The following is a 10,345-nucleotide window of genomic DNA, read 5'->3' as shown; positions in this document are numbered from 1 at the left end:
TGGATTCGTGGGGTGTGCCATTGCGATCGCCGGCTCTCTCTGGCGCGCGCGACAGCGTGGGTTGGTGACAACCTACGGCTCCTCGCGATGGGCCATTAACCAGGAGATCGACCGGGCGGGGTTGTTCCGGCCGGCCGGCGTTTTCCTGGGTAAACTGAAAGATCGGTATCTGCGCCATGCCGGGCCAGAGCACGTCATGGCTTTGCGCCGACACGTTCGGGCACGGGCGTCAGGCTGGGTTGTTCCAACGCTTCCTGGACCGGCTCAGCCGTCATTCACGACATTAAAGGTGAGGAGTGACAGTTGACGGCCGGCTGGCGGTCGAAGTTCTCGTACTGCCTCCTGTTCAACCCGACCGATCTGAGATCGGCTCGCTACAATCCGGTGCTGGAAGTCCTCAAAGGTCCGAACGAGGTCCGCGACGTCCAGAACATCGCCGACATCCTCGTCGACCCCGGGGGGCGCTGGAACGGCGCAACCACTAGGAAAAGACGAGTCATTCCCTCCTGGTCGGCGCCACCCTGCACGTGCTCTACGCCGAAGAAGAAAAGACGCTCGCCCGTGTCGCCACCTTCTTGCCGGACCCACAACGCTCATTTGCCGCGACACTGCAGCGGATGATGACCACCAACCATCTAGCCGCCGCCAGGCCTTGGCTTACAGCAGTGGATTGCCGACCACACGCTCGCGGTCTTCGCAGCTCGCCGCGAGCCTGACTTCGCAAACGTGTTTGTCCGCCACCTTCGCCTGAAGGGTTGGCTCGCATGCTGAATCTTTCAGAATATCACGGCAAAGCCGACCGGCTTGTCGATCATCTGCCTTGGGCCGCACTCGTCGCGGCCCGGCATCGTCCTCAACAAGGACGGCAGCTTTCAGCGCACCTTTCGGTTCCGCGGCCCCGATCTCGAAAGCGCGACTGAAGCCGAACTTGTAGGCATGTGCGCGCGGGCAAACAATGCGCTGAGAAGGCTTGGCTCTGGCTGGGCATTGTTCTTTGAGGCCGAGCGCATCGAAGCGCTGGGCTATCCGAACTCGCATTTTCCCGACGCGGCCTCATGGCTAGTCGATGAAGAACGGCACGGCGCTTTCGAAGGCAAAGTCGCGCATTACGAGAGCAGCTATCATCTGACCTTGCTGTTCATGCCGTCGCCGGACAGCCAAGCGCGTGCGGAAAGCGCGCTCGTCGACTCGCATCATTCCGAAGGCGAGACAGACTCATACGTTCGTAGGTGAGACGATGGGGACTATCGCTCGCGCGCCTCGGGGATCGCGGGAGTTCTACTGGGACGTCCTTTTCTGCCCGACGACGGTGGCGGGATGACCTACGCCCATTTGGTCGTGCGGTTGGAGATTCATCTCGGTGTTTGGTGTGCCGTCGCTGTTGGGTTCAAAGTGGACGGTCGCGATGGTGTATGAACGGCAGGCTTGCCGCGTCGCCCGATCGAGATCACTAGCGCGCTTTTGCTCTCGAGTTCGTCCAAATAATCCGCCCACCACTGCATCATCTGGACACGCTCTTCCCAATGCTCAGCCCGGGCGTAGGCACGACGAACGTCGTTGTTTTCGATGTGGGCCAGTTGCCGCTCTATGGCATCCGGATGCCAATTTCCGCATTCGTTTAGCAGAGTTGATGCCGTTGCTCGAAAACCGTGCGCGGTAGCTTCCTCTTTGCCATAGCCCATACGGCGAAGGGCGGCGTTAAGCGTGTTGTCGGAAATCGGACGCGAACCCGATCGAACACTAGGAAACAACAGCGATCCACCACCAGAGATTTCTCTAAGTGAGGTCAGGACGCTGACCGCCTGCCTGGAAAGAGGTACACGGTGCGGCCTTCGCATCTTCATGCGTCCTTCAGGGATACTCCACACCGACCTTTCGAAATCGAACTCGTCCCATCCGGCCGCGCGCAGCTCGCCGGGGCGGGGAAACAGAAGGGCCATCAGCTTCAGGGCGGCTCGGGTTGTTGGCTGTCCATCAAACGCATTGATCGCCCTCAGCAAGCCTCCCAAGGCCTTAGGATCGGTAACTGCGGCACGCGGCGTGACCGTCGGACCGACGAGTGCGCCCCTCAGGGCGATCGTCGGATCTACATCGGCGCGTGCGGTTGCGATTGCATATCGAAACACGCTGCCGATGGTGGAGCGCAGTCGCCTGGCCGACTCGTATCGACCGCGAACCTCCACGCTGCGGAGAGCGGCAAGAATTGTGGCCGGATCGATCTCCCTTATGCTTTTGTCCCCAAATGTTGGATAGGCAAAGTCGAGCAACCATTTGACCTTGGTGATGGTCCGGTCGGCACGTCCCTCCTTCTTCAGCTTGTCGACATAATCCTCCGCGATTGAGCGAAAGGTGTCCTCTGCCGAAGCCTTTTGCGACTTACGCTCCTGTGCGGGGTCGATGCCACGTAGGAGAAGACGTTTGGCGGTATCGCGCGCCTCGCGTGCCTCAGCGAGGGAGATGAGGGGATAGCTGCCCAAGGCCAGAAGCTTCTGCTTGCCCCCAAAACGATAGGCGAGGCGCCATAGCCGAGATCCGGTCGGCTGCACCCAAAGCTGGAGCCCGCCACCGTCAGAAAATTTCACGAGCTTGGAAGCGGGTCGGGCATTTCGGCATTTCACGTCGGACAGCGCCATTTTCGGGACCTCCATTTGGCTGCATCGATACCATCAGGATCTCCAATACCAGCGAAAATACCAGCCCTCGGCCTCGTTGGACCAACCACGCCGAAATTCCACAAAACCCGACCAACCGCGCCTTGCGCACTAAAATCACCAAGGATTTCAGCTAGTTGCCAAGACAGAAGCGTAGAAGCTTCGGCGAAAGAGACTGTCGGGAGAAGAGGGGATGGTGCCCAGAGGCGGATTCGAACCACCGACACGCGGATTTTCAGTCCGCTGCTCTACCAACTGAGCTATCTGGGCCTGTTCCGGCTAACGAAAACTCGCGCACCGGATTTCTTGAAAGCGCCATGGGCGCCCCTTGAAAGCGCGTGGGTTATAGCATGGGAATCCGGCCTGTCCAGCGCTTAAGCGTTGATTTCAGGCAGGAAACGAGACGCAGTCCGCAAGGTCAATTCGTTCACTCTTGGTGCAGACGCAAAGCGCTACCGGACAGCCTCATTTGGGAGGGTCATTGTCCGCCTCGTCCTCGTCGTCGCGGGCCGAAATGACATAGGCGCCCTTCAGCCAGCGGTTGAGGTCGATGTCCTTGCAGCGGGTCGAGCAGAACGGATAGGTTTCGCGCGCCGATGGCTTGCCGCATTCGGGGCAGGGGCGCTTGGGGCGCAGCGGCGTCACCTTGTCATCCGGGCTCATGGCCGTCTCGAATTCATTGCTGTCTCGAACTTATTGCTGCCCCCAAACTCATGCCCACCTCCCAACTCATGGCCGGGCCGACGCCCAACTGGCGTGCACCTTGAATCCCTCGCCATTGAGCAGCGCCACCGTCTCGTAGAGCGGCAGGCCGACGACGTTGGTGTAGGAGCCGACGAGCTTGACGACGAAGGAACCGGCCAGGCCCTGCACGGCATAGCCGCCGGCCTTGCCGCGCCATTCGCCCGAGGCGACATAGGCGTTGATCTCGTCGCGCGGCAGCCGCTTGAAGCGCACCCGGGTCTCGACCAGGCGCTGGCGCAATTTGCCGCCCGGCGTGATCAGGCAGATGCCGGAATAGACCCGGTGCGAACGGCCGGACAGCAGCCCGAGGCAGTTGGAGGCGTCGTCGAGCGTTTCGGCCTTGGGCAGGATGCGCCGGCCGACAGCGACCACCGTGTCGGCGGCCAGCACGAAGCCGGGCGCGTAGTCGTCTTCGGTGCTCAGCGACGCCAGCGCCTTCTCGGCCTTTTCCTTCGACAGGCGCTTGGCCAGCGACCGCGGATGCTCGGCGCGCAACGGCGTCTCGTCGACGTCGGCCGGCAGCACGCGGTCCGGCTCGATGCCGGCCTGCTGCAAGAGTTCGATGCGGCGCGGCGAACCCGAAGCAAGCACCAGCTTCTGCAAAATGCTCATCGTTAATCCGGCCGGGCTCTATCTCTTCGTTTGAGCATTGGATCTGTCCGAAAACCGCTGCGCACTTTTCGGTCCGATGCTCCGACGATCTTACTTGAAACGGTAGGTGATGCGGCCCTTGGTCAGATCGTAGGGCGTCATCTCGACCAGGACCTTGTCGCCGGTCAGCACGCGGATGCGGTTCTTGCGCATGCGGCCCGCCGTATGGGCGATGATTTCGTGTTCGTTTTCAAGCTTCACCCTGAACATCGCGTTGGGCAACAATTCCGTGACGATACCCGGAAACTCGAGGACTTCTTCCTTCGGCATTCGATACCTTTGCTTGGATGGCAGTTCCAGCGCCTAGAGCATGATGCCGAAAAGTGTGAAGCGGTTTTCGGACGACACCATGCTCTACTTCTTTGATTTAGAGGCGGATTCAGATTTCAGGTCGAACAGACCTGAAATCATCCGACTCTAGCCGGAATTCGGGCGGAACCTATATGATAATCGCCCGCTTGTGAACATGCTTAATCCGTGGCTTTTTTGGCCTCGGTATTGAGAAAACGGCCGGATATCCGCGCCTTCAGCCGGTCGCGCACGTCGCGATAGGCGGCCATGACCTGCTCGCGCGTGCTACCGGCATTTGTCGGGTCCGGCGTCGGCCAGTATTCGACATCGACGGCGAGCGAGCGGGTGAGTTCGAGCGCGGCATGATGCGCTTCCGGCGCCAGCGTGACGATCAGGTCGAAATAGTCGTCCTCGAGATCGTCCAGGGTTCTGGGATGACGCTCGCCGAGCGACAGGCCGTCCTCGGCAAGCACGGCGTCGACGAACGGGTCGCGCTCACCGGCGCGCACACCGGCCGAGGCAACGAAGGTCGTGGCCGGAAGCGCCTGGCGCGCCAGCAACTCAGCCATCGGCGAGCGCACGGCGTTCATGCCGCACACGAACAGGATCGAGCGGGGCGCAGCGCCGGCGGCCAGGGCCTAACCCCGCCAGTGCAGCACGCAGACCAGCGTGAACAGCCGGCGCGCCGTGTCGAAGTCGATGTCGATCTTGCCGGAAAGCCGGTCCATCAGCGTCTGCGAGCCCTCATTGTGCAGGCCGCGCCGGCCCATGTCGATCGCCTCGATATGGCTGGGCGTCGAGGAGCGGATGGCGTCGTAATAGCTTTCGCAGATCAGGTAGTAGTCCTTGACGATGCGCCTGAGCGGCGTCAGCGACAGGATGTGGGTGACCACCTCGGCGCCGTCCTCGCGCGTCACCGCGAAGACCAGGCGGGACTCGGCCAGCGACAGCTTCAGCCGGTAGGGCCCGGCGCCGTCGTCATTGATCGGCCGGAAGCTATTCTCCTCGATCAGGTCGAAGATCGCCACCGCCCGCTCGTGCTCGACATCGGGCGTCGAGCGGCCGATCGATTCGTCGAGTTCGACATCGATCAGCCTGGCACTGGTTCGATCGTAGTCCGACATCTCAGCTTACATGTTCAGCCGTATGGCGACGGAGCGGCCATGCGCATCGAGGCCTTCCGCCCTGGCCAGCGCTATGGCCGCGGGCGCCAGCAGCCGCAACTGCTCTGGCCCGAGCTTCAGGATCGAGGTGCGCTTGACGAAATCGAGCACCGAAAGCCCCGACGAGAAGCGCGCCGAGCGCGCCGTCGGCAGCACGTGGTTGGAGCCGCCGACATAGTCGCCGATGGCTTCCGGCGTGTGGCGGCCGAGAAAGACGGCGCCGGCGTTGCGCATGCGCGACAGGAAGCCCTCGGCGTCGTCGATTGCCAACTCGACATGTTCGGCCGCGATGCGGTCGACCAGCGGCAGCGCCGCCTCGATCGACGGCACCAGGATCACCGCGCCGAAGTCGCGCCAGCTCGCTGCTGCCGTCTCGCCGCGCGACAGGCTCTGCAACTGGCGCTCGACCGCCTGTTCGACCGCTACGCCGAAGGCGGGATCGTCGGTGATCAGGATGGACTGCGCCGACACGTCATGCTCGGCCTGGGCGAGCAGGTCGGCGGCGATCCAGTCCGGATCGTTGCTGCCGTCGGCCACGACCAGCACTTCCGAAGGTCCGGCGATCATGTCGATGCCGACCGTGCCGAACACGTGGCGCTTGGCCGCTGCGACATAGGCATTGCCCGGTCCGACGATCTTGGCGACGGGCTTGATCGTCTCGGTGCCATAGGCAAGGGCCGCGATCGCCTGCGCGCCGCCGACACGGTAGATCTCCGAGACGCCTGCGAGATCGGCCGCGACCAGCACCAGCGGATTGATGGCGCCGCCGGAGGCCGGCACCACGATGACGATGCGCTCGACCCCGGCCACCTGGGCCGGCACGGCGTTCATCAGCACCGAGCTTGGGTAGCTCGCCGTGCCGCCCGGCACATAGAGCCCGACCGCCTCGATCGCCGTCCAGCGCGCGCCGAGCTCGACGCCGGCTGCGTCCGTATAGCGGTCGTCCTTCGGCTTCTGCCGTTCGTGGTGTGAACGGATGCGGCTGTGCGCGAAACGCAAGGCCTCGACGGTTTGCGGGTCGGCCTCGTCATAGGCCTTGGCGACATCGTCCCTGGCGACGGCGATGCCGAGCTTGGTGAGATCGGCCCGGTCGAACTTCAGCGTATAGTCGATCAACGCCTTGTCGCCCTCGGCGCGCACCCGGGCGATGATCTGGCGCACCACGGCCTCGACATCGGCGGAAACCTCCCGCTTGGTCAACAGGAAGGTGGCGAAACGTGGCTCGAAATCGGCGTCGGACTGGCGAAGCGTGATGGCCATCTCTAGCGCTCAGGCCCTGTGGACGGGACGCGACGTGGCTTCCCAGGCGCCGCCAATGTCGGCAAGCCGCGCCTCGATGCATTCGACATCGAGCATGATCGCGCCACCGCCAGAAAAGACCAGCTCGACAATGCCGGCGGGCTTGCTGATCCCGACGAAACTGATCGCCAGCAGCGACAGCACCTCGCCGGGCTTGTCGCGGGCGATGCCGCTGGTCTTGGCGCCGAGCACCCGGTCGAAATGCAGCACGGCCTGCCGCCGTTCATTGTGCTGGCGGAACACGCCCGATTTCGCCTCCCAGACGAAGCGGTTCATGGTCAGCACGAAGCGCTTGGCCGCCGGCAGGTATTCGAGGTCGCCGACCTTCAGCACGGCGTCCTGGACATGGGCCGAGACGATGCTCAGATCCTGATCGTCGAGCGCGACAAGCTTGAGAGCCATGCGGATTTCACACCTGAAGGTTTACAATCGGCTTTCTGTTAGGCGGTCTTGGCGATCCGTGCAACCACAGCCCAAGGGGATCGCTTCAGGTTCGCGCTGCCCCGGCGTTGGTGGTTTGGCGAAAGCCGACGTGACATCCGATCTCCCCCGTTACGGGGGAGATCGGCAGCTTCGCCGATTGCCTATCCCGAAATCCGCTCGATCACCGCGCCGCAGCCGGAGAGCTTTTCCTCCAGCCGCTCAAAACCGCGGTCGAGATGGTAGACGCGGTTGACCGTGGTTTCGCCTTCGGCCGCCAGACCCGCAATGACCAGCGAGACGGAGGCGCGCAGGTCGGTCGCCATGACGGGCGCGCCCTTCAGCTTGGAAACGCCGTCGACGATCGCCGTCTGGCCGGACAGCGTGATATGGGCACCGAGCCGGGCGAGCTCCTGGACGTGCATGAAGCGGTTCTCGAAGATCGTCTCGGTGATGCGCGACTTGCCCTTGGCCATGGTCATCAGGCCCATGAACTGCGCCTGCAGATCGGTCGGGAAGGCCGGGAAGGGCGCGGTCGCCACGTCGACCGGCGAAATGCCGGCGCCGTTGCGCCTCACGCGGATGCCGGAATTGGTCTGCGTGATCTCGGCGCCGGTCTGCGAAATCACATCGAGCGCGGTCTGCAACAGCTCGGGGCGCGCGCCTTCCAGCACGACGTCGCCGCCGGTCATCGCCACCGCCATCGCATAGGTGCCGGTCTCGATGCGGTCGGGAATGACGCGCACGCGGGCGCCGGACAGCGCTTCGACGCCGTCGATGGTGATGGTTGGCGTGCCGGCGCCGGAAATCCTGGCGCCCATGGCGTTCAGGCATTCGGCGAGGTTGACGATCTCGGGCTCGCAAGCGGCGTTTTCCAGCACCGTCTCGCCCTTGGCCAGCGACGCCGCCATCATCAGCACATGGGTGGCGCCGACCGAAACCTTCGGGAATGCGTAGCGGTTGCCGACCAGGCGGCCGTTTTTGGTCCTGGCGATGACATAGCCGGTGTCGACATCGATATCGGCGCCCAGCACCTGCAGGCCTTCCAGGAACAGATCGACCGGGCGCGTGCCGATGGCACAGCCGCCGGGCAGCGACACCTTGGCCTCGCCCATGCGGGCAAGCAGCGGCCCGATCACCCAGAAGGACGCGCGCATCTTCGACACCAGCTCGTAAGGGGCGGTCGTGTCGACGATGTTGCGGGCGGAGAAATTGATGGTGCGCGAATAGCCCTCATGCTGCTTTTCGCGGCGGCCATTGACCGAATAGTCGACGCCGTGGTTGCCGAGGATGCGGATCAACTGCTCGACATCGGCCAGATGCGGCACGTTCTCCAGCGTCAGCGTGTCGTCGGTGAGCAGCGAGGCGATCATCAGCGGGAGTGCCGCGTTCTTGGCGCCCGAGATCGGGATGCTTCCGGCAAGCTTGTTGCCGCCGACGATTCTGATGCGATCCATGGAAGAGATGTCCCCTCGGCCAAGGGCCGGTTTCAATCGGTTTGAGTCTGGCCTAACTAGACCACTTGGTCCGCCTAGACCCCGGAGCCCCGTCTAGACCCCAGAGTCCGTCTAGACCAATGCCCAGCCCGGTTCAAGAAATAGGATTTCTTGACGCGTGGGCCAAGAGAGGGGTTATAGGTCAATCCTTTTGCGTTTCCCTTAACGCGCCGAGCCCGTCCGGCCGCTTGTCGGCGTCACCAGTGCGCCGCGAGCGCGTCTGCGCCTTGCGCTTCTGCAGATTGGCGCGCAATTGCTCGGCAAGCCGGCTCTTGCGGTCTGCTCCGCCCTTTTTTGGTGGAATTGTCGTGTCGTTCATGGTCCTGTCCCGGCTGGCGACCAGCCAACCCAGCAATCAGGCATAGCCAACATTGTGGCGCCGCCATGTCCTGGAAAGCCGTCCGGAGCCGGCTTCCACACATACTCGCGCTTGGCCTTGCGCTTGCCGGTTCGATATGGCAGAAGCCCCGCCATCGGCGGCTGCGGTAGCTCAGTGGTAGAGCACTCCCTTGGTAAGGGAGAGGTCGAGAGTTCAATCCTCTCTCGCAGCACCAGATTTCAAGGCTTTTTGTTGGCTCTTTCGACAAGTCCACGCATTAGTATGCACAGCCACACACCACATATTGGCAGGAAATTGGCAAGGTTTGTTCACTGAGCGTTCCCGGGTCGGGCCGTTTGCCATCGATTTAGCGCAGATCTCGAACGCAAAAAGCCCGCCGCGCCTTTCGGGCACGGCTGGCGTCGGATCGGTCATATCAATGTTTCTGTATCCACAAATAGTTATTGCCCGGCGCATGGTTTTCGTATATACAGAAACCAATGATGATCGTTTGGGACGAACCGAAGCGTATCACCACCCTTGAGAAACATGGGCTGGACTTCGCGTCTCTGGACGAAACGTTCTTCCTGAACGCTCGCATCATCCCCGCCAAGGCGAACCGGTACTTTGCGATCGGCCGTCTGGCGGACAACAGCGTTGTTGTCGTGTTCGCCTATCTTGGGACCGAAGGGCTTTCGGTCATCACCATGAGGCGCGCAAATGCCAAGGAAAGGAGGCTGGTCGAATGATCCGCAAGAAGAGCAAGTTCGAACCTGGTCGCGGCTATACCAAGAAGGATTGGGACGAGGCCGATATCCCCGCGCTCACCGATGAGCAGCTAAGGCAGGCCAGGCCATTTGCCGAGGTATTCCCCGAGATGGCGGCGAAGATGGAGAAGAACCTTGGCGGCCGTCCCCCACTGGAGAAGCCGAAGAAGGCCATCAACATCCGGCTCGATCAGGACGTGATTGAGAAGTTCCGCCGCACCGGTCCAGGCTGGCAGAGCCGCATCAACGAAGCACTGAAGGCCGCAAAGGTCGGCTGAAGCCGCTAGGCACCGTCCGACTGAAAACGTAAAAAAGCCCGCCGCACCTTTCGGCACGGCGGGCTCGGGCTCCCATGCAAATCAATTCAGCGCGAGCGCATGAGCGACCTCCAGATAGAGCAGGACGCCGATCATGCCGGCCAGGAGAAACACCAGGCTGGAGAGTACATCGAACGCGCGGAAACGTCTCACGTCCTTGGCCCTTTCCAGTGCTTCACCGAAAGCAGCGAGTCCTGCCCGATACCGTGGCGCGCGGGAAGCACCTG

13 protein-coding genes, 2 tRNA genes and 2 pseudogenes are annotated in these 10,345 nt (G+C 62.6%); 6 read left to right on the top strand and 11 right to left on the bottom strand.

Annotated features, from left to right (window positions below; genetic code table 11):
* The 3 genes and pseudogenes from MESS2_RS33590 to MESS2_RS31530 all read left to right on the top strand — a co-directional run.
* Positions 1-647, top strand: a pseudogene (locus MESS2_RS33590) (type IV secretory system conjugative DNA transfer family protein); the annotation flags it as partial.
* Between the two features lie 117 nt (positions 648-764).
* Positions 765-1,215, top strand: a pseudogene (locus MESS2_RS25720) (conjugal transfer protein TrbE); the annotation flags it as partial.
* Positions 1,166-1,321, top strand: a complete 156-nt coding sequence (locus MESS2_RS31530; RefSeq protein ID WP_083918691.1) for a non-canonical purine NTP pyrophosphatase — start codon at positions 1,166-1,168, stop codon at positions 1,319-1,321. The pseudogene MESS2_RS25720 and the gene MESS2_RS31530, both read left to right, overlap by 50 nt.
* A 31-nt stretch (positions 1,322-1,352) precedes the next feature.
* Here MESS2_RS31530 and MESS2_RS25715 read toward each other — a convergent pair whose 3' ends face one another.
* The 11 genes from MESS2_RS25715 to MESS2_RS32835 form a co-directional block, all read right to left on the bottom strand.
* Positions 1,353-2,633 (bottom strand): tyrosine-type recombinase/integrase, encoded by a 1,281-nt coding sequence (locus tag MESS2_RS25715; RefSeq protein WP_008877493.1) that lies wholly within the window; start codon positions 2,631-2,633, stop codon positions 1,353-1,355.
* 212 nt (positions 2,634-2,845) lie between these two features.
* Positions 2,846-2,921 (bottom strand) — tRNA-Phe (locus tag MESS2_RS25710).
* A gap of 195 nt (positions 2,922-3,116) precedes the next feature.
* Positions 3,117-3,314: a DNA gyrase inhibitor YacG gene (yacG, locus tag MESS2_RS25705; RefSeq protein ID WP_008877492.1), complete on the bottom strand. Its 198-nt coding sequence runs from the start codon at positions 3,312-3,314 to the stop codon at positions 3,117-3,119.
* 66 nt (positions 3,315-3,380) lie between these two features.
* On the bottom strand, positions 3,381-4,007 hold the full coding sequence (locus tag MESS2_RS25700; RefSeq protein ID WP_008877491.1) for a Maf-like protein: 627 nt from the start codon (positions 4,005-4,007) through the stop codon (positions 3,381-3,383).
* A gap of 90 nt (positions 4,008-4,097) precedes the next feature.
* Positions 4,098-4,316 (bottom strand): translation initiation factor IF-1, encoded by a 219-nt coding sequence (gene infA, locus MESS2_RS25695; RefSeq protein WP_006329283.1) that lies wholly within the window; start codon positions 4,314-4,316, stop codon positions 4,098-4,100.
* A gap of 200 nt (positions 4,317-4,516) precedes the next feature.
* Entirely contained in the window at positions 4,517-4,927 is a 411-nt protein-coding gene (locus tag MESS2_RS25690) for an arsenate-mycothiol transferase ArsC (RefSeq protein ID WP_008877490.1), read from the bottom strand.
* 48 nt (positions 4,928-4,975) lie between these two features.
* Entirely contained in the window at positions 4,976-5,461 is a 486-nt protein-coding gene (locus MESS2_RS25685; RefSeq protein WP_008877489.1) for a UPF0262 family protein, read from the bottom strand.
* Between the two features lie 6 nt (positions 5,462-5,467).
* The gene (hisD, locus tag MESS2_RS25680) at positions 5,468-6,760 is read right to left on the bottom strand and encodes a histidinol dehydrogenase (protein ID WP_008877488.1); all 1,293 of its coding nucleotides are present in this window, start codon (positions 6,758-6,760) and stop codon (positions 5,468-5,470) included.
* Between the two features lie 9 nt (positions 6,761-6,769).
* Positions 6,770-7,201, bottom strand: a complete 432-nt coding sequence (locus MESS2_RS25675) for a DUF2948 family protein (RefSeq protein ID WP_008877487.1) — start codon at positions 7,199-7,201, stop codon at positions 6,770-6,772.
* Between the two features lie 182 nt (positions 7,202-7,383).
* Positions 7,384-8,676, bottom strand: a complete 1,293-nt coding sequence (gene murA, locus MESS2_RS25670; protein WP_008877486.1) for a UDP-N-acetylglucosamine 1-carboxyvinyltransferase — start codon at positions 8,674-8,676, stop codon at positions 7,384-7,386.
* A 181-nt stretch (positions 8,677-8,857) separates the two neighbouring features.
* Complete coding sequence (locus tag MESS2_RS32835; RefSeq protein WP_008877485.1) at positions 8,858-9,034, bottom strand: hypothetical protein; 177 nt, start codon at positions 9,032-9,034, stop codon at positions 8,858-8,860.
* A gap of 160 nt (positions 9,035-9,194) precedes the next feature.
* On the opposite strand from MESS2_RS32835, the gene MESS2_RS25660 reads away from it, so the two are divergent.
* The 3 genes from MESS2_RS25660 to MESS2_RS25650 all read left to right on the top strand — a co-directional run bounded on the left by MESS2_RS25660 (position 9,195) and on the right by MESS2_RS25650 (position 10,079).
* Positions 9,195-9,269, top strand: a tRNA-Thr gene (locus MESS2_RS25660).
* Positions 9,270-9,534: 265 nt separating this feature from the next.
* Positions 9,535-9,783 (top strand): BrnT family toxin, encoded by a 249-nt coding sequence (locus MESS2_RS25655; RefSeq protein WP_040594023.1) that lies wholly within the window; start codon positions 9,535-9,537, stop codon positions 9,781-9,783.
* A complete protein-coding gene (locus MESS2_RS25650; RefSeq protein WP_008877482.1) occupies positions 9,780-10,079 on the top strand; it encodes a BrnA antitoxin family protein in 300 nt (99 codons plus the stop codon). The genes MESS2_RS25655 and MESS2_RS25650 overlap by 4 nt, the downstream gene beginning before the upstream one ends.
* Positions 10,080-10,345: the final 266 nt, after the last annotated feature.

It is taken from the genome of Mesorhizobium metallidurans STM 2683, from assembly GCF_000350085.1.
Lineage (GTDB): Bacteria > Pseudomonadota > Alphaproteobacteria > Rhizobiales > Rhizobiaceae > Mesorhizobium > Mesorhizobium metallidurans.
Note: the sequence above shows the minus strand (reverse complement) of the source record. Positions and strands in the feature narration are given on the sequence as shown.